This window comes from Nocardioides sp. Z24_21, from assembly GCF_058134345.1.
On sequence record NZ_JBYTTH010000002.1, the window covers coordinates 772,097 to 792,629 of the forward strand.

25 protein-coding genes are annotated in these 20,533 nt (G+C 73.2%); 13 read left to right on the top strand and 12 right to left on the bottom strand.

What is annotated here, in order from left to right; all coding sequences use genetic code 11:
• Window positions 1-75: 75 nt before the first annotated feature.
• Together AC3X7Z_RS10135 and rplQ are read left to right on the top strand one after the other, a co-directional pair.
• Window positions 76-1,092, top strand: a complete 1,017-nt coding sequence (locus tag AC3X7Z_RS10135; RefSeq protein ID WP_056599781.1) for a DNA-directed RNA polymerase subunit alpha — start codon at window positions 76-78, stop codon at window positions 1,090-1,092.
• Window positions 1,093-1,193: 101 nt separating this feature from the next.
• Window positions 1,194-1,772, top strand: a complete 579-nt coding sequence (rplQ, locus tag AC3X7Z_RS10140) for a 50S ribosomal protein L17 (protein ID WP_186342442.1) — start codon at window positions 1,194-1,196, stop codon at window positions 1,770-1,772.
• Between the two features lie 70 nt (window positions 1,773-1,842).
• Here the strand turns inward: rplQ and AC3X7Z_RS10145 are convergent, their stop codons facing one another.
• The 5 genes from AC3X7Z_RS10145 to AC3X7Z_RS10165 are packed head-to-tail and all read right to left on the bottom strand — an operon-like array spanning window position 1,843 to window position 4,449.
• A complete protein-coding gene (locus AC3X7Z_RS10145) occupies window positions 1,843-2,799 on the bottom strand; it encodes a ketopantoate reductase family protein (RefSeq protein ID WP_489975817.1) in 957 nt (318 codons plus the stop codon).
• Between the two features lie 39 nt (window positions 2,800-2,838).
• Window positions 2,839-2,985, bottom strand: a complete 147-nt coding sequence (locus AC3X7Z_RS10150) for a hypothetical protein (protein ID WP_489975818.1) — start codon at window positions 2,983-2,985, stop codon at window positions 2,839-2,841.
• Window positions 2,982-3,560, bottom strand: a complete 579-nt coding sequence (locus tag AC3X7Z_RS10155; RefSeq protein ID WP_489975819.1) for a maleylpyruvate isomerase family mycothiol-dependent enzyme — start codon at window positions 3,558-3,560, stop codon at window positions 2,982-2,984. The genes AC3X7Z_RS10150 and AC3X7Z_RS10155 overlap by 4 nt, the downstream gene beginning before the upstream one ends.
• Window positions 3,560-4,078: an SRPBCC domain-containing protein gene (locus tag AC3X7Z_RS10160; protein WP_489975820.1), complete on the bottom strand. Its 519-nt coding sequence runs from the start codon at window positions 4,076-4,078 to the stop codon at window positions 3,560-3,562. The genes AC3X7Z_RS10155 and AC3X7Z_RS10160 overlap by 1 nt, the downstream gene beginning before the upstream one ends.
• Window positions 4,075-4,449 (bottom strand): ArsR/SmtB family transcription factor, encoded by a 375-nt coding sequence (locus tag AC3X7Z_RS10165; protein ID WP_489975821.1) that lies wholly within the window; start codon window positions 4,447-4,449, stop codon window positions 4,075-4,077. The genes AC3X7Z_RS10160 and AC3X7Z_RS10165 overlap by 4 nt, the downstream gene beginning before the upstream one ends.
• A 125-nt stretch (window positions 4,450-4,574) precedes the next feature.
• On the opposite strand from AC3X7Z_RS10165, the gene truA reads away from it, so the two are divergent.
• Entirely contained in the window at window positions 4,575-5,411 is an 837-nt protein-coding gene (truA, locus tag AC3X7Z_RS10170) for a tRNA pseudouridine(38-40) synthase TruA (RefSeq protein ID WP_489975822.1), read from the top strand.
• Window positions 5,404-6,000 (top strand): class I SAM-dependent methyltransferase, encoded by a 597-nt coding sequence (locus AC3X7Z_RS10175; RefSeq protein WP_186342436.1) that lies wholly within the window; start codon window positions 5,404-5,406, stop codon window positions 5,998-6,000. The genes truA and AC3X7Z_RS10175 overlap by 8 nt, the downstream gene beginning before the upstream one ends.
• Here the strand turns inward: AC3X7Z_RS10175 and AC3X7Z_RS10180 are convergent.
• The 3 genes from AC3X7Z_RS10180 to AC3X7Z_RS10190 are packed head-to-tail and all read right to left on the bottom strand — an operon-like array spanning window position 5,997 to window position 8,988.
• Complete coding sequence (locus tag AC3X7Z_RS10180; RefSeq protein WP_186342435.1) at window positions 5,997-6,917, bottom strand: aminoglycoside phosphotransferase family protein; 921 nt, start codon at window positions 6,915-6,917, stop codon at window positions 5,997-5,999. The two genes, AC3X7Z_RS10175 and AC3X7Z_RS10180, sit on opposite strands and share 4 nt — an antisense overlap.
• Before the next feature lie 52 nt (window positions 6,918-6,969).
• The gene (locus AC3X7Z_RS10185; RefSeq protein WP_186342434.1) at window positions 6,970-7,683 is read right to left on the bottom strand and encodes a sortase domain-containing protein; all 714 of its coding nucleotides are present in this window, start codon (window positions 7,681-7,683) and stop codon (window positions 6,970-6,972) included.
• A gap of 30 nt (window positions 7,684-7,713) precedes the next feature.
• Complete coding sequence (locus tag AC3X7Z_RS10190; RefSeq protein ID WP_186342433.1) at window positions 7,714-8,988, bottom strand: cytochrome P450; 1,275 nt, start codon at window positions 8,986-8,988, stop codon at window positions 7,714-7,716.
• A gap of 98 nt (window positions 8,989-9,086) precedes the next feature.
• Here AC3X7Z_RS10190 and mgrA point away from each other — a divergent pair, with 98 nt between their 5' ends.
• The 3 genes from mgrA to AC3X7Z_RS10205 are packed head-to-tail and all read left to right on the top strand — an operon-like array spanning window position 9,087 to window position 12,292.
• On the top strand, window positions 9,087-10,139 hold the full coding sequence (mgrA, locus tag AC3X7Z_RS10195) for an L-glyceraldehyde 3-phosphate reductase (RefSeq protein ID WP_489975823.1): 1,053 nt from the start codon (window positions 9,087-9,089) through the stop codon (window positions 10,137-10,139).
• On the top strand, window positions 10,136-11,512 hold the full coding sequence (locus tag AC3X7Z_RS10200; protein ID WP_186342431.1) for an FAD-dependent oxidoreductase: 1,377 nt from the start codon (window positions 10,136-10,138) through the stop codon (window positions 11,510-11,512). Before mgrA ends, AC3X7Z_RS10200 begins: the two co-directional genes overlap by 4 nt.
• A 45-nt stretch (window positions 11,513-11,557) precedes the next feature.
• Complete coding sequence (locus AC3X7Z_RS10205; protein ID WP_489975824.1) at window positions 11,558-12,292, top strand: N-acetyltransferase; 735 nt, start codon at window positions 11,558-11,560, stop codon at window positions 12,290-12,292.
• 6 nt (window positions 12,293-12,298) lie between these two features.
• Here the strand turns inward: AC3X7Z_RS10205 and AC3X7Z_RS10210 are convergent, their stop codons facing one another.
• Window positions 12,299-13,561 carry an Nramp family divalent metal transporter gene (locus AC3X7Z_RS10210; RefSeq protein ID WP_489975825.1) on the bottom strand — a complete coding sequence of 421 codons (1,263 nt, stop codon included), beginning with the start codon at window positions 13,559-13,561 and terminating at the stop codon, window positions 12,299-12,301.
• A 57-nt stretch (window positions 13,562-13,618) separates the two neighbouring features.
• Window positions 13,619-14,419, bottom strand: coding sequence for an endonuclease/exonuclease/phosphatase family protein (locus AC3X7Z_RS10215; RefSeq protein WP_489975826.1), 801 nt, complete (start codon window positions 14,417-14,419; stop codon window positions 13,619-13,621).
• Window positions 14,420-14,593: 174 nt separating this feature from the next.
• Here AC3X7Z_RS10215 and AC3X7Z_RS10220 point away from each other — a divergent pair, with 174 nt between their 5' ends.
• Window positions 14,594-15,064 carry a hemerythrin domain-containing protein gene (locus tag AC3X7Z_RS10220; RefSeq protein WP_489975827.1) on the top strand — a complete coding sequence of 157 codons (471 nt, stop codon included), beginning with the start codon at window positions 14,594-14,596 and terminating at the stop codon, window positions 15,062-15,064.
• A 293-nt stretch (window positions 15,065-15,357) separates the two neighbouring features.
• On the opposite strand, the gene AC3X7Z_RS10225 is transcribed toward AC3X7Z_RS10220, so the two are convergent.
• Together AC3X7Z_RS10225 and AC3X7Z_RS10230 are read right to left on the bottom strand one after the other, a co-directional pair.
• On the bottom strand, window positions 15,358-15,711 hold the full coding sequence (locus tag AC3X7Z_RS10225) for a hypothetical protein (RefSeq protein ID WP_489975828.1): 354 nt from the start codon (window positions 15,709-15,711) through the stop codon (window positions 15,358-15,360).
• 13 nt (window positions 15,712-15,724) lie between these two features.
• Entirely contained in the window at window positions 15,725-15,913 is a 189-nt protein-coding gene (locus AC3X7Z_RS10230; protein WP_489975829.1) for a hypothetical protein, read from the bottom strand.
• 167 nt (window positions 15,914-16,080) lie between these two features.
• Here AC3X7Z_RS10230 and AC3X7Z_RS10235 point away from each other — a divergent pair, with 167 nt between their 5' ends.
• From AC3X7Z_RS10235 to AC3X7Z_RS10255, 5 genes are all read left to right on the top strand, one after another.
• Window positions 16,081-17,760, top strand: a complete 1,680-nt coding sequence (locus tag AC3X7Z_RS10235; protein ID WP_489975830.1) for an ABC-F family ATP-binding cassette domain-containing protein — start codon at window positions 16,081-16,083, stop codon at window positions 17,758-17,760.
• Window positions 17,757-18,779, top strand: coding sequence for a GNAT family N-acetyltransferase (locus AC3X7Z_RS10240; protein ID WP_489975831.1), 1,023 nt, complete (start codon window positions 17,757-17,759; stop codon window positions 18,777-18,779). Before AC3X7Z_RS10235 ends, AC3X7Z_RS10240 begins: the two co-directional genes overlap by 4 nt.
• 63 nt (window positions 18,780-18,842) lie before the next feature.
• A complete protein-coding gene (locus AC3X7Z_RS10245) occupies window positions 18,843-19,016 on the top strand; it encodes a hypothetical protein (RefSeq protein WP_489975832.1) in 174 nt (57 codons plus the stop codon).
• A 200-nt stretch (window positions 19,017-19,216) separates the two neighbouring features.
• The gene (locus AC3X7Z_RS10250) at window positions 19,217-20,053 is read left to right on the top strand and encodes an LLM class flavin-dependent oxidoreductase (RefSeq protein ID WP_489976013.1); all 837 of its coding nucleotides are present in this window, start codon (window positions 19,217-19,219) and stop codon (window positions 20,051-20,053) included.
• Window positions 20,054-20,082: 29 nt separating this feature from the next.
• The gene (locus AC3X7Z_RS10255) at window positions 20,083-20,520 is read left to right on the top strand and encodes a hypothetical protein (protein ID WP_489975833.1); all 438 of its coding nucleotides are present in this window, start codon (window positions 20,083-20,085) and stop codon (window positions 20,518-20,520) included.
• The last annotated feature ends 13 nt before the right edge of the window (window positions 20,521-20,533 follow it).

Below are 20,533 nucleotides of genomic sequence, written 5' to 3' on the forward strand. Positions count from 1 at the left end.
CATTCCTTCTTCTCCGCCAACCTCATCAGGTTCGGATCCGTCAAATAGTGGGTGGATCCGGAAAGGAAAAACTCCGTGCTTATCGCTCAGCGCCCGACCCTCACGGAAGAGACCGTCGACGAGTTCCGCTCGCGTTTCGTCATCGAGCCCCTCGAGCCCGGCTTCGGCTACACCCTCGGCAACTCGCTTCGTCGTACGCTCCTCAGCTCCATCCCGGGTGCCTCGGTCACCAGCATCAAGGTCGACTCCGTCCTCCACGAGTTCTCGACGATCGAGGGCGTCACCGAGGACATGACCGAGATCATCCTCAACCTCAAGGGCATCGTCGTCTCCTCCGAGCACGACGAGCCGGTCGTGATGTACCTGCGCAAGTCCGGCGCCGGTGACGTCACCGCCGCCGACATCACCCCGCCCGCCGGCGTCGAGGTGCACAACCCCGAGCTCAAGATCGCCACGCTGTCCGACAAGGGCAAGCTGGAGATGGAGCTCGTCGTCGAGCGCGGTCGCGGCTACGTCTCCGCCGTGCAGAACAAGGGCGCCGACAACGAGATCGGCCGCATGCCCGTCGACTCGATCTACAGCCCGGTGCTCAAGGTGACCTACAAGGTCGAGGCCACCCGTGTCGAGCAGCGCACCGACTTCGACAAGCTCGTCATCGACGTCGAGACCAAGCCGTCGATCCGTCCCCGCGACGCGATCGCCTCGGCCGGCAAGACCCTGGTGGAGCTCTTCGGCCTGGCCCGCGAGCTCAACGTCGAGGCCGAGGGCATCGACATCGGCCCGTCGCCGGTCGACGAGCAGCTCGCCGCCGACCTGGCCCTGCCGGTCGAGGACCTGCAGCTCACGGTCCGCAGCTACAACTGCCTCAAGCGCGAGGGCATCCACACCGTGGGTGAGCTCATCTCCCGCTCGGAGCAGGACCTGCTCGACATCCGCAACTTCGGTGCGAAGTCGATCGACGAGGTGAAGGCCAAGCTCGTCGAGATGGGTCTCTCGCTCAAGGACAGCGCGCCCGGCTTCGACCCGCACGCCGCCCTCGCCGCCTACGGCGACGACGACGACGATGCCTTCATCGAGGACGAGCAGCTCTGACCTGCGGCCCCGGGCTCCCGGGGCCACCCATCAAAACCGACCGGCGCGCGCCGGTCGTCTACCCGGGTACCTGACACGGCCCGAGAGAAGGAAGGCACCACATGCCCAAGCCCAAGAAGGGCCCCCGCCTCGGCGGCAGCCCGGCCCACCAGCGCCTCATGCTCTCCAACCTGGCCACCGCCCTGTTCGAGCACGGCCGGATCACCACCACCGAGACCCGTGCGCGCCTGCTGCGCCCGGTCGCGGAGAAGCTGATCACCAAGGCCAAGCGGGGCGACCTGCACAACCGTCGCGAGGTCCTCAAGACCATCCGTGACAAGTCGGTCGTGCACACCCTGTTCACCGAGATCGCGCCGACCTTCGCCGAGCGTCCCGGTGGCTACACCCGGATCACCAAGATCGGCCCCCGCAAGGGCGACAACGCTCCCATGGCGGTCATCGAGCTGGTGACCGAGGCCTACAGCCCCAAGGCTCCCTCGACCAAGAAGACCGAGGCTGCTGCCGCGCCGGCGCCCGCCGCCGACGCCGCTCCTGCCGAGGTCGAGGCCGAGGACGTCGACGGTCAGACCGAGGTCGTGGAGACCGAGGCTGCCGACGCCGAGACCGCCGAGGCGCAGGCCCAGGGCGACGCTGCGGAGGTCGAGGCCGACGAGGTCCCGGCCGACGACGCCAAGGCCTGATCCACCGCTGATCGCGAGGCCCGCCACCCCACCGGGGTGGCGGGCCTTCGCGCGTTCGCGTGCCCGTGGGTCAGAGGCGGACGAGGACCTCGGCGGCGTCCAGGCTGCGCGGCTCGCCACCGGTGGCGACCAGGTGCCGGGTCGCGGCGACCACCGACTCGTTGACGGGGGTCGGCAGCCCCAGGAGGCGTCCCTGGAGCACGATCTCGCCGGCGAGGTAGTCGATCTCGGAGTCGCCGGTGCTGCGGGCCAGGCTCTGCCAGGTGGACCCGCCGCGCCGCTCGAGGTCGGGTCGGCGCTGCAGGATCGTCCCGCGCCGCTGCCGGTCCTCCTCGGCGGAGGTGACGCTGAGCCCGGCCGCCTCGAGGACGCGCTCGCCCTCCGCCTGGGCCAGCTCGGCGAGCTCGTCGGCCGCCTCGCCCTCGGCGAACGACGCGTCGACACCGTTGCCGAGGTTCATCACCAGCTTGCGGCGCTTCCTCGCCATGATGTCGTCGCGCTCCTCCGACTCGATGCGCGCGGCGCGGAGGTCGGCGGCCACGGCGGCGGTGGTGGCGTCGGCGCCGCCCGGGAAGCGGCCGATGTCGAGGATCGCCGGGGTCGGGTGGCACGCCGCGACCACGACACCGGGCTCGAGGTGGGTGGCGGGCAGCATCACGCAGACGGCGTACGTCCGGGCGAACAGTCGCAGGGCGGCGGTCTCGGTCGCGACGCCGTTGGTCGCGCAGACGACCGGGACGTCCTCGGGCGCGTGGGCGCGCAGGTCGGCGAGCGCGGTCGCGGCCTGGTGCGACTTCACCGCCAGCAGCACGACCGTGTCGTCGGTCCACACGACGTCGGCGGCCGTGTCGGTGGCCGGGGCGTCGACGCGATGGCGGCCGTCGCCGGCGTCGAGGACGAGCCCGTCGCGGCGGATCGCCGCCAAATGCTCTCCCCGGGCCACCAGGGTGACGTCACGCCCGGCCAGGCGGAGGTAGGCCCCGACGACCCCGCCGACGGCGCCCGCGCCGTACACCACGTATCGCATGCCCCGACCCTACGGAGGCCCGCACAGCGCCGCATCCGGTCAGCGGCGCAGGCGGTACCGGAGGTGGAGCACGCGGTCGCCCCGGACGACGACCTCCGGGTCGTCGAGGAGGGGGCCCGGATCGTCGAGGAGGTCGGCGATGAACCCGTCCACCGAGACCACGTCGTTCATCAGCACGGTGGTCACGGGGTGCCTCCGTGGCGGGGGCGCCACCCAGGATCGCGACCGACGAAGCCCATCAGCTGGTCGACGACGGGTGCGTCGTCGGCCACCGGGACCGCGGGGCCGTACTGGCCGGAGTCGCGCAGGAGCTGCTCGATCGGCCGCATCCCTGCCAGCAGGCGCGCCGCGAAGTCCTCGTCGAGCCGGGCCTCCTGGCCGCTCGCGCGGGCGAGGTCCCACGAGTGCATGAAGACGTCGGCGGTGTAGAACTGGTCGGTCGCGTCGGCGAGCCGGTGGCTGCCTGCCCGCGGATGGCTGAAGGGCTCGTCGCCACGCTCGTCGAGCAGCGCCTGGACGGCCGCGGCGTGGTGCTCCCACGCGGCGACCGGGTCGTCGGCGACCGAGGGGCCGGCGGGCAGCTCGACGCCGCCGCCGGCCAGGAAGTGGGGGAACCACTCCACGAGGTGGCCCACGACGTCGCGGGCGGTCCAGCCGTCCACCGGCGCGGGCGCGGACCAGTCGGAGGTCTGCGCCACCAGCCGGCCGAAGCCGTCGGCGACCGCAGCGTGGCGCCCGCCCGGGGCGTCGGGGAGTGCCATCAGAGCGCGCCCTCGGCGAGCATCCGGTCGATGGCGGCGTAGCCGTCGTTGACGCCGACCTCCATGCCGCTGCGCAGCCAGCCGTCGCGGGCCTCGAAGGAGTCGCACAGGCTGAACGCGTGCAGCCGGGTGCGTCCGTCGCCGAGGTCCTCGAAGGTCATCGTCTCGAGGGAGACAGCGTCGGGCATCCCCTCCCAGGTGAACGTCTGCACGATCCGGTCCTCGCGCACGGTGTGGAAGCACCCGCGGAACGAGGTCTCGAAGTCCTCGCGGCCGTCGCTGCCGCGCGCGGTGTAGCTCCAGCCGCCGCCGTTGCGGGCGTCCCAGTGGGTGATGTCGGCACCGACGCCGTCGGGGCCGATCCACTGCGCGTAGAGGACGGGGTCGGTGTGCGCGCGGAACAGCTGGGCGGGGGTGGCGTCGAAGTCGCGCCAGACGTGTATGGCGGGCACCTCGCTGTCGGGCTCGATGGCGGCCTCGGGGTAGCGGGTGGAGGCGTCGGTCTGCGTGCTGGTCATGATGTGGTTCCTTCCTGCGGGGTGGCGGTGGTGCCGGGTGCGGAGCCGTCGTCGTCCTGCATGCGGGCGAGCACGGCGTCGAGGCGCGAGAAGCGCTCCTCGGCCCGGCGTCGGTAGCGCTCGATCCACTTCGTCATGAGGTCGAACACCTCGGCTTCCAGGTGCACGGGGCGTCGCTGCGCCTCCCGGGTCCGCGTCACCAGGCCGGCGTCCTCGAGCACCTTCACGTGCTTGGAGACGGCCTGCAGGCTCACGTCGTAGGGCGCGGCCAGGTCGTTGACGGTGTGGTCGCCCTCGGTGAGGCGGGCCACCATGTCACGGCGGGTCGGGTCGGCCAGGGCGGCGAAGACCCGGGAGAGCTGGTCGGTCACGAGCACCTTCCTCAACTGATTGGTTGAATAGAACGTACGACGGCGCTGCCGGACTTGTCAACCATGTGGTTGAACAAAGGTGGGCGGCGCGAGTGGGCGGGCGGACGGCGCCTAGGATCGCTCCCGTGCGCCTGCGGATCGACTGTGCCTACGACGGGGCGGACTTCTCCGGCTGGGCGGCCCAGCCGGAGCGCCGCACGGTCCAGGGCACCCTCGAGGCGGCGCTCGCCACCGCGCTGCGGGTGCCGGAGGTGCGGGTGACGGTGGCCGGCCGCACCGATGCGGGCGTGCACGCGCGCGGGCAGGTGGCCCATGTCGACGTCGACGCCGACGTGCTGGCCGCCTCGGCGGGCCGCTCGAGCGACCCGCCGCCGACCGCCCTCGCGCGCCGCGTCGACGGCATCCTGCCCCCCGACCTGCGCGTGCGCCGGATCAGCGAGGCGCCGGCCGGCTTCGACGCGCGGTTCTCCGCGACCTGGCGCCGCTACGCCTACCGCATCGCCGACGCGCAGGAGCTCGCCGACCCGCTGGTGCGCGGCCACGTCCTGGACTGGGGCCGGCGTCTCGACCTCGACGCGATGAACGAGGCCTCCCGGCCGCTGGTGGGGCTGCACGACTTCGCCTCCTTCTGCAAGCAGCGCGAGGGAGCGACGACCGTGCGCACGCTGCTCGACCTCGACTGGCGGCGCGACGAGGCCGGCCGGGCGGTCGGCACGGTCCGCGCCGACGCGTTCTGCCACAACATGGTCCGCGCCCTCGTCGGCTGCCTGATCGCCGTCGGCGAGGGCCGCATGCCGACCGGCTGGCCGGCCGAGGTGATGGCCGGGCGGCGCCGCGACCAGGGCGTACGCGTGGTGCACGCCCACGGCCTCACGCTGGAGGAGGTCGGCTACCCCGACGACGACGAGCTGGCCGCGCAGGCCGAGCGAGCCCGAGCCCGACGAGAGGCGATCGATGCCTGAGCACTACTTCTCCGCCGACCCCAGCGTCCCCTTCGAGCGGGAGAGCTTCACCGCCGAGCTGTGGGGCAGCACGCTGACCTTCGACACCGGGTCGGGGGTGTTCAGCAAGGGTCACCTCGACCACGCCACGGCCGTGCTCTTCAAGGAGCTCGCGCCGCCGGTGCAGGGGCAGTTCCTCGACCTGGGATGCGGCTACGGCGTCATCGGGCTGGCGATCGCCAAGGCGGTGCCGCTGGCCAACGTGACCGGCGTCGACGTCAACGAGCGGGCCCTGCTGCTGGCCAACGACAACGCACGTGCCGCCGGCCTCGACTCCCGCTTCGTCGCCTGCCTGCCCGAGCAGGTGCCCGGCAACCAGGTCTTCGACGAGATCTGGTCCAACCCGCCGATCCGCATCGGCAAGGAGGCCCTGCACGAGCTGCTGCTGACGTGGCTGCCGCGCCTGGCCCCGGGCGGTCGGATGGTGATGGTGGTGGGCAAGAACCTCGGCGCCGACTCGCTCCAGCGGTGGCTCACCGAGCGCGGCTGGCCGACCGAGCGCCTGGCGAGCAGCAAGGGCTTCCGGGTGCTGGAGACGCGCCGCGCCTAGGGCCTCGCGTCGAGGAACATCTTGAGCCGGGTGCGGGTGCTGCCGGGGTCCTGCGGCAGCGCCCCGTTGATCGCGCGGCACACCCAGCCCAGGCGCATCGCCAGCGCCGCCGCGTCGCGGAGGTCGGTCCGGCCGTAGTGCTCCTCGTAGGGACGCAGGTAGGCCGCCAGGTGGGGCTCGAGGTCCTCGGAGCCCGCCTCGTCGTCGACGCCCCAGGCGATGACGCCCTCCAGCGTCACCGACAGCGTGAAGAACGGGTGCGAGACGCAGGCGTCACCCCAGTCGAGCACCTGGTGCACGCCGTCGCCGAGGAACACCTGGCCGTCGTGGAGGTCGTCGTGCTGCACCGTCTCGCGGATGCCGTGGGCCGCGAGTCGGTCGCAGAGCTCGGCGATCAGCGAGGCGTCCGGCAGGCGAGGGTCGGCACCGTCGAGCCCGGCCAGCAGGTCGGCGTACGCCGCGGGCAGCGTGTGGAGCCGCCGGTCGGGCAGGCCCAGGGCGAGCAGGGTGTCGACCTCGTCCTCGCAGGCGAGCTGGACCCGGGCGTAGGCGTCGAGCACGTCGTGCCAGCGGTCGAGGGACCGCTCCAGGGGCACCACCTCGCGCAACCGCGGGCCTGCGTCGGCCAGCAGCATCCAGCCCGTGCCGGGGTCGCTCGCGAGCGGGGCCGGCACCCGGCCCGCGGATCGCGCCGCGACGACGCCGGTGACGGCGGCCTCGTGCCGCATCGTGTCGTCGTTGGCCTTGAACCACACCTGCCCCGCGCCGGTCGTGACCCGCAGGACCGTCGACCAGTCGGTGACGTGGGTCTGCTCGATGCCCACGACCGGCGCGGTCGTGTCGAGCTGCTCGTGGATCCACGCGTGGGCGGCGTCGAGGAAGGCGGGGTCGCGCCACCGGTCGGCGAGCTGGCTCATGCCCGGCATTCCACCGCGCGGCGGCGCATCGGGCAACGGGATGAGGCGGCCGTCAGGCCGGCCGGGTCGCGACCAGCACGCCGATCTTGTCGATGCGGTGCTCGGGGTTGTCGAACTCGTCGGCCCAGTAGTTGCCCGCGGCGTGGTCCTCGGGCGTCGCGCAGGTGGACAGGGTGAGCATCGGCTGCGTCGCCGCCTCGCCCGGCCGCCCGGGCACCTCGGCACGCTGCGCGCGGAGGGACGCGGGCTGGCGGAACGACGTCCAGCGGGTCCGGCGCACCTCGTAGACGAAGACGGTGTCGCCGGTGCGCACCAGGATCCGGTCGCCCCTCCTGAGCGACGGCGAGTCGCGCAGGGGAGCGGCGCCGGTGAGCCGGTGCCCGGTGACGAGGTAGTTGCCGACCTCGCCGGGACCGGTGCCGCCGCGCGGCCCGCGCGGGGAGGCCATCTCGCCGGCGTTCTGCAGCGCGGTGCCGGGGCCGTCGTCGGGGGTGCCCCGGTAGCGCACGACGGGGAAGTCGCGCAGGCCGATGGCCGGGATCGTGACGAAGGAGCGACGCGGCTCCGGCACCGACTCCTCGACCTCCGGCTCAGCGGTGGGCTCGGTGGTGGGCTCGGTGGTGGGCGCCGGCCCCGGCGCGCTCGTCGCGGGCCGCTGCGCCGGCGCCTCGGCCGGCCCGCCGCCGCGGCGCGGGCCCTCGGCGGCGCATCCCGAGACCGTCGCGACGAGGGCGGCGGCGAGGAGGGCGAGGCGGCATCCCGGCACCCGTCCACCGTACGCAGCGGGTGGTCGGCCTCACCCGAGGCGGACCGGCAGCTCCTCCACCCCGTGGACGATGGCGAGCTCGCTGAACCGCAGGTCACGCGGGTCGCAGGCCAGCGCGAGGTCGGGGAAGCGCCTCGCCAGCGCGACCAGGGCGGTGCGCAGCTCGATGCGCGCCAGCTCCGCACCGACGCAGCGGTGCACGCCGTGGCCGAACGCGAGGGTGCCGGCCGCGGCGGTGGTGGGGTCGAAGCGGGCGGGGTCGACGTGCCGCGCCGGGTCGCGGCCGGCGCCGGTCAGCGAGACGATGACGATGTCGCCGGCTCGCACGACCTGCTCGCCGACCCGCACCTCGTGCCGGGCCACCCGCGGGAACGCGACCTGCACCGGGCACACGAAGCGGAGCAGCTCCTCCACGACGCGGTCGACCTCGCCGCGCTCGCCGCGCTGCAGCGTCGCCCAGGCGTCCGGGTGCTGGAGCAGCACCCACGTGCCGAGGGACAGCATGCTCGCGCTGGTCTCGTAGCCGCCGAGGAACACCCCGTCGGCCAGCCCGCCCAGCTCGACGTCGTCGAAGTCGGCGCCGTGGTCGGCGACCATCCGGGCGAGGAGGCCGTCGGGCACGTGGGGCGAGCGGCGCTCGGCGGCGACCAGGTCGATGAGGAACTGCCGGGTGCCCGCGGCGGTGTCGAAGATCCCGGCGCCGCCGTCTCGGAGGTCGAAGCGCGCGGCGCCGCGGTGGCGGAACTCGTCGCGGTCCACCTCCGGCATCCCGAGCAGGTCGCAGATGACGCCGAAGGGGACCGCGAAGCCGAAGCGGGCGACCAGGTCGACCTCGGGGCCGTGGGCGGCCATGTCGTCGAGCGCGGCCTCGACGACCCGGTCGACGTCGTCCTGGAGGTCGGCGAGGCGGCGCCGGGTGAAGTAGGGCGTCAGCACGTGCCGCAGGCGCTCGTGGTCGGGGGAGTCGGTCATGCCGAGCCCGCCGATGCGCTCGGCGGGGGCGTCGCGGTCCTGGCGGCCGATGAGTCCGCGCACGTCGTTGGCGAACGTCACGGAGTCGGCCAGCACCTCCCGCGCGACGTCGTAGCCCGTGACCAGCCAGACGCGCGTGCCGAGCAGGCTGGCCAGGCGGACGACGTCGCCGCGCGCCCGGCTCTCCTCGAGCCGCGGGACCGGTTGGACGCCGTGCCGCTCCAGGGGGAAGCGCACCCGGGCGGGCACCCGGCGGGCCGACGACAGCGCGAACCGGAGGGCGGTGGTGCGCAGCCGGGGAGCCGGCCGGGGCGGTGACAACGAGGGGGCCATGGGTCCAGTCCACACTGTTTGGCGCTCCACTGCCATCCGGCATGTCCCCGAGGCGTCCCGGGGCACCCCCGGGTGACCGCACCGGGCAGGATGGGGCCATGGCCTACGACGCAGCCCCCGAGCGGTACGACGGCACGACCGGGATGCACTACCGGGCGACGGGACGCAGCGGACTCAAGCTGCCGGCCCTCTCGGTGGGGCTGTGGCAGAACTTCGGCACCGACCGCCCCGAGGAGACGCAGCGGGCGATCCTGCGGCGGGCGTTCGACCGAGGGGTCACCCACTTCGACCTGGCCAACAACTACGGTCCGCCCTACGGTCGCGCGGAGGAGAACGTCGGCCGCTACCTCGCCGACGACTTCGCGCCCTACCGCGACGAGCTGATCGTCTCGACGAAGGCCGGCTACGACATGTGGCCCGGTCCCTACGGCCAGGGCGGCGGCTCGCGGAAGTACCTCCTGGCCTCCCTCGACCAGTCGCTGGGCAGGCTCGGGATCGACTACGTCGACATCTTCTACAGCCACCGCTTCGACCCCGAGACGCCGGTCGAGGAGACGATGATGGCGCTCGACGCGGCGGTGCGCTCGGGGCGCGCGCTCTACGTCGGCATCTCGTCCTACTCCGCGGCCCGCACGCGCGAGGCGGCGGCGGTCGCCCGCGAGCTCGGCACGCCGCTGCTGATCCACCAGCCGTCCTACTCGATGCTCAACCGCTGGATCGAGCAGCCGCGCGACGGCGATCGGAGCCTGCTCGACGAGCTCGAGGAGCAGGGGATGGGGTGCATCGTGTTCACCGCGCTGGCGCAGGGCCTGCTCACCGACCGCTACCTCGACGGCGTCCCCGACGACTCGCGTGCCGCCCGGTCCGAGTCCACGATCGCCGGCCTCGACGAGGAGACGCTCGGCCGGGTCCGATCGCTCCACGCGATCGCCGAGGGCCGCGGCCAGGAGCTCGCCCAGCTGGCGCTGCAGTGGGTGCTGCGCGACCAGCGCGTGACGAGCGCCGTGATCGGCGCCTCCAGCGTCGAGCAGCTCGACACCAACCTCGACGCGCTCGACGGCCCGCCGCTGACCGACGAGGAGCTGGCCGAGATCGACCGCCACGCCGTCGACTCGGGTGTCAACCTCTGGGCCGGGCAGACCGAGCAGTGAGCGGGGCCGAGCGCCGCGTCGTGGTCGTGGGCGCCGACGGGGCCGGGATGTCGGCGGCGCACCAGGCGCTCCGCACCGCCGCCCGGCACGGGGAGCGGCTCGCCGTCACGGTGCTCGACCGGGGCCACCACACCTCCTACAGCGCCTGCGGCATCCCCTACTGGATGTCGGGCGACGTGCCGACCCAGCAGGACCTGGTCGCCCGCACCGCCGCGGAGCACCGCGAGGCGGGCATCGACCTGCGGCTCGGCGTCGAGGTGGTCGGCGCCGACCTGGCGGCCCGCACCGTCACGACCGCCGACGGCGACGAGCTCGGCTACGACGAGCTGGTCGTGGCCACCGGCGCCCCTGCCGTCGTGCCCGACTGGGCGGTGCGCCCCGACGGCACGGCGTACGACGGGGTGGGCGTGGTGAAGACGCTCGACGACGGGGCCGCCTGGGTCGAGCGCTTCGCGGCCGCCGGCGCTGGTGCGCACGTGGTCGTGGTCGGCGCGGGCTACGTCGGCGTGGAGGTCGCCGAGGCCGCGCTCGCCCGGGGCTTCGGCGTCACCGTGCTCACCCGCACGCGCGGCATGTCGATGCTGGAGGAGGAGTTGTCCGACCGCGTCAACGCCGCCCTCGTCGACGCGGGGGTCGAGCTCGTCCTGGGAGCCGAGGTGACCGGCCTCGAGGTCGACGGCGACCGGGTGAGCGGGGTGCGCTGGGAGGGCGGGCGCGGCGACGCCGACCTCGTGGTGGTGGCGATCGGCGTCCGGCCCGCCACGGACTTCCTGGCCGGCAACGGCCTCGAGCTGTCGGAGGGCGGGGCGCTGCGCCCCGACCCCCACGGCCGCGTCGCCGACCACGTGTGGGCGGCCGGCGACTGCTGCGAGGTGCGCCGCCGGATCGACGACCAGTGGGTGTTCCGCCCGCTCGGCACCCACGCCGCCAAGATGGGACGCGCGCTCGGCGACAGCCTGGCCGGAGGCGGGCTGACCTTCGACGGCATGGTCGACACCTCGATCACCCGCTTCTCCGCGGGCGACGTGCACGTGGAGATCGCCCGCACCGGGCTGTCGCGGGCCGACGCCGCGGCTGCCGGGCACGACGCGGTGGCCCTGGTCACCGAGGGCACCACGGCCACCGGCTACATGCCGGAGGCCGAGCCGATCGCGATCTGGGTGATGGCCGACCGGGTGACCCGGCGGCTGCTGGGCGTGCAGGTCGTCGGCGGCCACGGCGCCGGCAAGCGCATCGACACCTCCGCCGCCGTGCTGTGGGCGGGCGGATCGGTCGACGACCTGGCCTGGATGGACCTGGCCTACGCGCCGCCGTTCGCCACCACCTGGGAGGTGCTGCAGATCGCGGCGCGTCGGGTGGCCGAGCGGCTCTGAGCAACCCGGGCGCGGTCTCGCGCCCGGGTGGGCGAGGATGCCGTCATGCACCTCGAGTTCGTCACCCTCGCCGAGCGCCCCGGTCTCATGGAGACCTTCTGGGACATGGAGACCTCCTGGCCGGAGTTCATGAAGCACGACCCCATCGGCAACGCCTACTACGCCGCGCTCGAGGAGTTCGCCGACTACGTGCTGGTGGTCCTCGACGACACCGGGCGGATGGTCGCCAAGGCGCACTCGGTGCCGTTCCGGCTGGACGAGGGCGAGCTGCCCGACGCCGGCTGGGACCACGCGATCCGCAGCGGCCTGCTGACGAGGCTGCGCGGCGAGGAGCCCGATGCCGTCTCCGCGATCGAGATCGCGATCGAGCCGGGCCTGCAGAGCACCGGGCTCTCCGGCCGGATCGTGGCCGCGCTGCGCGACAACGCCCGGCGGCTGGGCTATCCCGAGCTGCTCGCCCCGGTGCGGCCCAACGGCAAGACCGACGTCCACGAGCCGATGGCCGACTACGCCTTCCGCACCCGCGACGACGGCCTGCCCGTCGACCCGTGGCTGCGCGTCCACGTGCGCGCCGGCGGTCGCATCGACCGGGTCGCCCCCCGCTCGATGGTCATCCCCGGCACGGTCGGGGAGTGGCGCGAGTGGACCGGCCTGCCGTTCGACACCACCGGCCCGGTCGTCGTCCCGGGCGCGCTGGCCCCGGTGATGTGCGACGCCGAGCACGGCACGGCGACCTACGTCGAGCCCAACGTGTGGGTCAGGCACCCGACGGGCGCCTGAGGGGCCTCACGCCCCGTCGACGGCCTTGCGGACCTCGTTGACGCACAGGGCGATGAATGCCAGTGCGCACAGGGCCATCAGCACGTTGGAGTGGAGCTTGTTGCGCCACTCGGCGGGCGTCCGGTCGGTGTTGAGCAGCCACAGCAGGGTGATCGCCAGGAACGGCATGAAGAACGCCCCGAGCACGCCGTAGGCGAGGATCAGCCAGATCGGCTTGCCGAGGAACATCATCGCCATCGGCGGGAAGGTCAGCCAGAGGATGTAGACGCGGTACCACCTGCCGCCGGCGCGGGCCTCGGACGGATCGCCCTTGGTCACGTTGGTCATGAAGTCGGCGAACATCAGGCTGACGCCGTTCCACACGCCCACGAGCGACGACATCGCGGCGGCCCAGAAGCCGAGCAGGAAGAGCTTGCCGGCCCACTCGCCGTAGCGGTCCTGCAGCACCACGCCGAGGTCGACGAGGCCCTGGTCGCCGCTCTCGATGGCGACGCTGGTGGAGTAGAGCAGCTCGGCGCCGACCACCAGCGTGGCGAGGACGAAGAGGCCGGTGACGACGTACGCGACGGCGTTGTCGATGCGCATCACCCGCATGTAGCGAGGAGTGGACCAGCCCTTCTCGCGCAGCCAGTAGCCGTAGGCGGCCAGCGTGATGGTGCCTCCGACGCCGCCGGCGAGGGCGAGGGTGTTGACGAGGCCGTCGTCGGGGATCCGGGGGGCCAGGCCGGTGAGCAGCTCGCCGAGGTTGGGCAGCGTCAGCAGGGCCGCGCCGACCATCGTCACGAACATGATCCCGACCAGGGCGGCGAGCACCTTCTCGAAGACGCTGTAGCGGCCCGTCCACACCAGCAGCAGGCCGATCAGGCCCGACAGGATGCCCCACCACGTCGTGGTCAGGCCCCCGAGGAGCCCGGTGAGGGCCAACCCCGTGCCGGCCATCGCGGCGGCGCCGTAGACGAAGCCCCAGATCACGATGTAGGGCGCGAAGTACCACGTCGTCCAGGCGCCGAGCGAGCGCCAGCCCTCGAAGATCGTGCGACCCGTCGCCAGCGAGTAGCGCCCCGCGCCCTCGACGAGCACGATCTTCATGACGCACCCGACGACGACGCACCACAGCAGGGTGTAGCCGAACTTCTGGCCCGCGATGAGCGTGGCCACCAGGTCGGCGGCGCCGACGCCCGTCGCCGCGACGACGAGCCCCGGACCGATGATCCTCCAGCGGGGGACCGTCGACTGCTCCGCCGATCCGGTCGAGGTGGTGTCAGCCATGGACAGCACCATAACCGCGGTCTGGACCAGTGCGGCCCAGGATCGGACGGCGTGACGTCACAGGTCGAGGAGGAGGACCCGGTGGTCCGACACCTCGGGCTGCGTGACGATCTCGAACGTGCGCACCGCTCCGGGGTCGGAGACGAGGAGGTAGCCGGCATGACGCACCGGTTTGGCGTAGCGAGATGTTCGTGTGTCCGCGCAACCCACCAGATCGGTCAGGCCGAGGTCGCCCAGGATGGCGAAGGTCTCGCTGTCCGGCAGGACGTTGAGGTCACCGCAGACGACGACGAAGTCGCCGGGCTCACGCACCGACTCGACGCTCTCAGCCAGGCGCTCTGCCTGCGCGCGGCGGGCGGGAGTGTCGGCCTTGCCCGTGGCGTCGCGCAGTCCGTGCAGATGCCCGACGACGACCGTGCGTCCGTCCGGCCCTCGCAGTCGGGTCGCCTGGACCGCACGCGGCCGGTCCGTGTGCGGCCACGCGTCGCCGTGGTCGGTGTAGCCTCCGTGCACGAAGGCCTCGCGGCTGGCCGTCCGGACCACCGATCGCCGGGTGAACATGGCGAGGCCGAAATGCTGTCGGTGAGTGCCACCGTCGATGACCACCGGGCCGGTGTCGGACACCGTGAACCACGACTCGTGGTCGGGGAGCACCTCGGCGACGTCCTCGACGAGGTTCGCGCGCTGGGGGAGCGCCCGGTCCTGGTCCTCGAACCTGGTCCATCCGGCAGCGCCGGGCGTCAGGGTGGCTTCCTGCAGAGCCACCACGTCGGCGTCCGCCTCCGGGAGGTAGGCCGTCAGGGCATCGCACATCGCGCCACCCCAGGCGTTCACCGACAGGATCCTCACGACGGCCATCCTCGTGCAGCGCAGGTCGCGTCGCACTCGACTTTGCCCGGCGGTGGTGCCAGCACGTCGCCGACGTGGGTACGGTCAGCACAGCGTCGCGTGCTGGCGGCAGACCGTGCCGGGCATGGAGGCGTGCGAGTCGAAGGAAGGTGACGATCATGTCGTTCACCTCTTCGCCCTCCCGTGACTGAGGGTGAGAAGTCCAGGCTGGTGGCCTGGAGTCGAGAGATGCGCCGGGTCCATGACCGACTGCGCGAAGCGCTGGCGGTGACGCGCGAGGCCGTTGCCGAGGGTGATCCCTCCGAGACCGCAACCCGCGACCTCCTGCTGTTCTGCCACGGATTCTGCACGGCCCTGACCCAGCACCACGAGGGCGAGGACCGGGAGCTGTTCCCCGCGATCGCCGCCGCCCACCCGCACCTGCGGGAGACGCTGCGCTACCTCGAGCAGGACCACTCGATGATCGCGCACCTGTTGGGGGGCCTGCAGCAGGCGGTGGACCGGCGTGCCAGCCCACCGGAGCTCGAGCGCCACCTCGAGGGCGTCGCCGCCATCATGGAGTCTCACTTCGGCTACGAGGAACGCCAGCTCCTGAAGGTTCTCGACACCCTCGAGCTTCACGCAGAGGTGCGCACCGTCCTCGGCCCTTTGTGAGGATCAGGCACGAGGCCGTGCATGGCCGCCACCTGCCAGGGCGCTCGCAGGGCGGCCGATGCGTTGAGGGCCGGCTCTCGTGGGGCAGGGCGCGATCCCCACCCGTGCGTGCCGGTGGCCCCGCTACCGGGTGGGTGGCGGGGTGTGGGGCGGGGTCTGGGGACGGCTGGTGGCCCGCGCGTCACCCGTGGCGCCGTTGCTGGTTCATCAAGGGATGCAGACGAACCGGCACTTCCCATGGTGAGCTGACCATGGGAAGTGCGGGTCCGACGACATCCCTTGATGAAGCGGGGTCATGGTCGGCGGGGGCGTGGGATGCCGGGTGGGTCGGGTGGGTCCGGCTCGTAGATGCGGGTGGTGCCGGATGCGTCGCGGTGGTAGCGGTGGCCGTGGGGGCTGGTCCACTCGTACGCCCGGCGCGCGGCCGCTTGGTAGGTCCAGGGGGTGTGGGTCTTGAGTCGGTGGTGGGACTGGCACAACGCGGCGAGGTTGTCGCTCTGTGTCGGCCCGGGCTGTGGTCTGCCTTCGGCGGCGGCGGCGTCGTCGTGGTCGTAGGCGATGACGGGCTTGATCGTGACCTTGGTGCGCGAGTCGGTGCACCAGTCGCGGACGTGGTCGAGCAGCACCAGCCGCTGCCCTTCCACCACCCGAGCAGCCCCACTAGGACAGTCTCGTCCCCGCTGGGACACCTGGATCCGGGTGGTTGAGCGGGGTCGTGACCGCTCGAGGACGCCCGGTCGGCCCGAACCCGTCGGGGGCGAGTGCGCGGTCGAGGTCGAGGGCGTCGGCCATGTCGAGCTCGGCCTCGAACCGCATCATGCCCGCGACGTGCACCTCCTGGTCGTGCACGGTGGCATGACGCGGGTCGACGTAGAGGTAGCCGTCCTCCGGATCGGGCGCCGGCCCGAACCCGGCGAGGGGCGCAGAGCCGCGGTCCCGACCGCCCGCCAGGGCGGCCCGGGCGCCTCGCCGATATCCATGCGACGCCGCGGCAGGTCGCTTGCGACAATCCTCCCGTGGGTCACGTGGATGTTGCCGGAGTGCGCTACGAGCTGCCGGACGGGCGGGTGCTGCTCGACGACGTCAGCTTCCGCGTCGGCGACGGGCAGAAGGTCGCGCTGGTGGGTGCCAACGGCGCCGGCAAGACGACGCTGCTGCGCATCGTCACCGGCGACCTCAAGCCGCACGCGGGTGTCGTCACGCGGTCGGGCGGGCTGGGGGTGATGCGCCAGTTCGTCGGTCACGGGGGTGCCGACGAGACCGTCGCCGACCTGCTGCTCTCGGTGGCCCCGGCAGACGTACGCCGGTGGTCGCAGGAGGTCGCGGCCCAGGAGCTCCGGCTGATGGACGACGACAGCGAGCCGGTGCAGATGGCGTACGCCGAGGCGCTGGGCCACTACGGCGACGTCGGCGGCTACGACCTCGAGGTGGTCTGGGACAAGGTCACGACAGCGGCGATGGGGATGCCCTACGACCGCGCCAAGTATCGCGCCCTCACGACGCTGTCGGGCGGCGAGCAGAAGCGGCTCGTGCTGGAGTACCTCCTGCAGGGGCCCGACCAGGTGCTGCTGCTCGACGAGCCGGACAACTACCTCGACGTGCCCGGCAAGATCTGGCTCGAGGAGCGGATCCGCGAGTCGCCCAAGACCATCCTGTTCATCAGCCACGACCGCGAGCTGCTCGCCAACACCGCGACGCGGATCGTCACCGTCGAGCTCGGCAGCGCCGGCAACCTGGTGTGGACCCACCCGGGCGGGTTCGCGACCTACCACCAGGCCCGCGAGGAGCGCTTCGAGCGCTTCGAGGAGCTGCGGCGCCGCTGGGACGAGGAGTACGCCAAGCTGCGCGCGCAGATGCTGATGTACAAGCAGAAGGCGGCCTACAACTCCGACATGGCCAGCCGCTACCAGGCGGCCCAGACCCGGCTCAAGAAGTTCGAGGACGCCGGGCCGCCGACCGAGCAGCCGCGCGAGCAGCAGGTCAAGATGCGCCTCAAGGGCGGGCGCACGGGCAAGCGCGCGGTGGTGTGCACGGGCCTCGAGCTGACCGGCCTGATGAGGCCCTTCGACCTCGAGGTCTGGTACGGCGAGCGGGTGGGCGTGCTGGGCTCCAACGGGTCCGGCAAGTCGCACTTCCTGCGCCTCCTCGCCGCCGGCGGCAGCGACCCCGACGTCGAGCACCAGCCGGTCGGCGTGCCTCCCGCGCCGGTCGAGCACACCGGCAGCGCCAAGCTCGGCGCGCGGGTGCGGCCGGGCTGGTTCGTGCAGACCCACGAGCACCCCGAGCTGGTCGGGCGCACGCTGCTGGAGGTCCTGCACCGCGGCGACGACCACCGCGACGGGATGGGCCGCGAGGCCGCGAGCCGGGTGCTCGACCGCTACGAGCTCGCCCACGCCGGCGAGCAGCGGTTCGAGTCGCTCAGCGGCGGGCAGCAGGCGCGCTTCCAGATCCTGCTCCTCGAGCTGTCGGGTGCCACCCTGCTGCTGCTCGACGAGCCCACCGACAACCTCGACGTCCAGTCGGCCGAGGCCCTCGAGGCCGGGCTCGAGGCGTTCGACGGCACGGTGCTCGCGGTGACGCACGACCGCTGGTTCGCCCGCGGCTTCGACCGCTTCCTGGTCTACGGCGCCGACGGCGAGGTCTACGAGTCGGACGGACCCGTGTGGGACGAGGGTCGCGTGGCCCGCTCGCGATGACGCCCGACATCGTTGCCGTCGACCCCTCCGACGGCGCCGCCTTCGCTGCCTGGCACCACGTCTACGACACCTCGGCACGGCACGAGCTGGGCGACGTGGCGACGCCGTGGCGGTTGGAGGAGCTGCGGGCGGCGATGCAGGACGGCGGCCGCCACAGCTGGTCGGGCGCCTCGTCGGCGCTCGTGGACGGGCGGGTGGTGGGTGCGGGGTGGATGCGCACCCCGCTGCTCGACAACCTCGAGCTGGCCGAGCTCGACGTCCACGTGCTGCCCACCCACCGGCGCCGGGGGGTCGGGTCGGCCCTCCTCGCCCGGCTCGAGGACGAGGCCCGCGCCCGGCGGCGGCGCGTGCTCACCGCGCTGGCCTCGTGGCGCCACGACGCCGGTCCGGACGGTGACGGCCAGCCCGGCCCGGCCGTCGCGCGGGCGCGCGGCTACGACCTCGCCCTCACCGAGGTGCAGCGCGAGCTGCGGGTCCCGGTCGCCGACGACCTGCTCGCCGGGCTCGCGGACGACGCCGCCCGCGCCCACGCGTCGTACACCCTGCGGTCGTGGACCGGCCCGGTGCCCGACGACCTCCTGCAGGGCTGGGCGGAGATCACGTCGACGCTGGCGACCGAGGCCCCCACCGGCGACCTCGAGCTCGAGCCTGAGGCGGTCAGCACCGAGACGGTCCGCGAGCGGGAGGCCACGATCGAGCGGCAGGGGCGCACGAAGCACAACACCGTCGCCCTGTCCGAGGCGGGCGAGGTGGTCGCCTACACCGACCTGGCCACGACGCTCCACGAGCCCGGCCGGGCCTACCAGTGGGGCACGCTCGTGCGCAGGGAGCACCGCGGCCACCGCCTCGGCATCGCGGTGAAGGTGGCCAACCTGCGCCTGCTCCAGCGCGAGCGCCCCGACATCGTCCGGCTCACCGCCTACAACGCCGAGGTCAACCGGCACATGATCGAGGTCAACGAGGCGCTCGGCTTCCGGCCGGTCGCACGACTGGGCGACTTCCAGAAGAAGCTGGCCTGAGGCCCACCGCATCGGTCCCGCTCGCGGCGGGTACCGGGGATGCAGAGGCAAGGAGGCCCACGCATGAGCGATTCCAGCGACGCAGGAACCGGCCGGCCCGAGGGCGAGGAGCCCATCGGCGCCGAGATCGGGATGACCGACGAGCCCAACACCTTCGAGCCCGAGGAGGACGCGGAGGAGGATCCCACCCCGGACTCCAAGGAGGACCCCGAGGACGCCGAGGGGCACGGGGCCTGACGCCCCGTGCTCCCCTGACCGCATGACCACGCGCCGCGGCCTCTTCGTCGCGCCCTTCGACGCCCTGGCCGACCCGCGGGTGGTCGGCGACCTCGCCGCCGACGCCGAGGCGGCCGGCTGGGACGGCTTCTTCGTCTGGGACCACCTGCAGTACGGCGACCGGGTGGCCGCGGTCGCCGACCCGTGGACGTGCCTCCGCGATCGCCCTGCGCACCGAGCGGCTGCTGCTCGGGCCCATGGTGACGCCGCTGCCCCGCCGCCGTCCGCAGGTGCTGGCGCGCCAGGCGGCCAGCCTGTCGGTGCTGTCGGGCGAGCGCCTCGTGCTCGGCCTGGGACTGGGTGACGACTGGGTGGGGGAGTTCAGCGCCTTCGGCGACGAGCCCGACCCGAGGGTGCGCGGCCGGATGCTCGACGAGGGCCTCGGCGTCCTGACCGGTCTGCTCGCCGGGGAGCCCGTCGACCACGTGGGGGAGCACTACAGCGCGCGCCAGGCCCGGTTCGTGCCGGCGCCGCGGGTGTCGATCTGGCTGGCCGGTCGCTTCGGCAACCGGGCCCCGCTGCGGCGGGCGACGTCGTACGACGGCTTCTTCGTCATCGGCCTCGACGACCCGGGCGACCTCGACACCGTCGCCGGCGACCTCGCGGCGCACGACCCGGCGCCGGGCTTCGACCTGGTCGTCGACCTCCGGACCGACCAGGACCCCGCCCCGTGGCTGGACCGCGGCGCGTCGTGGGTGCTCACCCGGGTCGGGCCCTACCACCTCGACCTCGACGAGGTACGCCGCGTGGTGCGGGCCGGACCCGCTGAGGAGGGGTGCCCCCGCGCCCCGGGCGGTGCTAGCGTCGAACGATGCCGGCTCGCCGCCGCTCGTTCCGCCTGCGACTCGTCCCCGCCCTGGGCGTGCTGCTCGGGGTCACCGCGCTGCCCGCGGGTGCGAGCCCCGCGCCCGCCCCGGCGCCGCTGCCCGAGTCGGTCACCGTCACGGACGGCCGCACCTCACCGCCCTCGGTGGACATCTCGCAGGTCAGCCTCGTAGCGAGCTCGGGCAGCTTCACCGCTCAGTGGATGTGGATCACCGTGCCGCACCGGTTCCGGGACGGCCACCACCTCACGGTGTGGTTCGACATCGACGGCGACGCCGCGCCCGAGGGCCACCTCACCGTGCGGCTGCGGAAGGACCGCAGATGGCCCCGCCTGCTGCACGCCCGGCAGGCCTTTCGGATCGGCGGCGGCTGGACCGGCGCCGGGCGGCGGGTGCCCTGCGGTTCCGCGTACAGCGACCTGCCCGTGGGCGGCGCCTTCTCGTCCGACCGCTTCCTCAAGGTCACGCTCGACCTGTGGTGGTGCCTGCGGACGCCGAGCCCGCCCGGCGACGGGCCGCGGGGCGCGTGGCGGACCGCCGTACGGCTGGCCGAGGACGGCAGGAGCGACACCGCGCCCAGTGGCCGCAGGTGGAGCCCGCCGGTGCTGGGGTGGACGGGGTGCACCACCGAGTGCGACTGACGCGCGCGACCGT

What these genes read in the sequence shown, in the direction of transcription:
- AC3X7Z_RS10190 (WP_186342433.1), bottom strand. Translation starts at nt 8,988, where the DNA reads ATGGCCCCCTCGTTGTCACCGCCCCGGCCGGCTCCCCGGCTGCGCACC.
- AC3X7Z_RS10205 (WP_489975824.1), top strand. Translation starts at nt 11,558, where the DNA reads ATGCACCTCGAGTTCGTCACCCTCGCCGAGCGCCCCGGTCTCATGGAG.
- AC3X7Z_RS10180 (WP_186342435.1), bottom strand. Translation starts at nt 6,917, where the DNA reads ATGAGCCAGCTCGCCGACCGGTGGCGCGACCCCGCCTTCCTCGACGCC.
- AC3X7Z_RS10155 (WP_489975819.1), bottom strand. Translation starts at nt 3,560, where the DNA reads ATGGCACTCCCCGACGCCCCGGGCGGGCGCCACGCTGCGGTCGCCGAC.
- AC3X7Z_RS10160 (WP_489975820.1), bottom strand. Translation starts at nt 4,078, where the DNA reads ATGACCAGCACGCAGACCGACGCCTCCACCCGCTACCCCGAGGCCGCC.
- AC3X7Z_RS10255 (WP_489975833.1), top strand. Translation starts at nt 20,083, where the DNA reads ATGTGGATCACCGTGCCGCACCGGTTCCGGGACGGCCACCACCTCACG.
- rplQ (WP_186342442.1), top strand. Translation starts at nt 1,194, where the DNA reads ATGCCCAAGCCCAAGAAGGGCCCCCGCCTCGGCGGCAGCCCGGCCCAC.
- AC3X7Z_RS10240 (WP_489975831.1), top strand. Translation starts at nt 17,757, where the DNA reads ATGACGCCCGACATCGTTGCCGTCGACCCCTCCGACGGCGCCGCCTTC.
- AC3X7Z_RS10215 (WP_489975826.1), bottom strand. Translation starts at nt 14,419, where the DNA reads ATGGCCGTCGTGAGGATCCTGTCGGTGAACGCCTGGGGTGGCGCGATG.
- mgrA (WP_489975823.1), top strand. Translation starts at nt 9,087, where the DNA reads ATGGCCTACGACGCAGCCCCCGAGCGGTACGACGGCACGACCGGGATG.
- AC3X7Z_RS10210 (WP_489975825.1), bottom strand. Translation starts at nt 13,561, where the DNA reads ATGGCTGACACCACCTCGACCGGATCGGCGGAGCAGTCGACGGTCCCC.
- AC3X7Z_RS10145 (WP_489975817.1), bottom strand. Translation starts at nt 2,799, where the DNA reads ATGCGATACGTGGTGTACGGCGCGGGCGCCGTCGGCGGGGTCGTCGGG.
- AC3X7Z_RS10175 (WP_186342436.1), top strand. Translation starts at nt 5,404, where the DNA reads ATGCCTGAGCACTACTTCTCCGCCGACCCCAGCGTCCCCTTCGAGCGG.
- AC3X7Z_RS10245 (WP_489975832.1), top strand. Translation starts at nt 18,843, where the DNA reads ATGAGCGATTCCAGCGACGCAGGAACCGGCCGGCCCGAGGGCGAGGAG.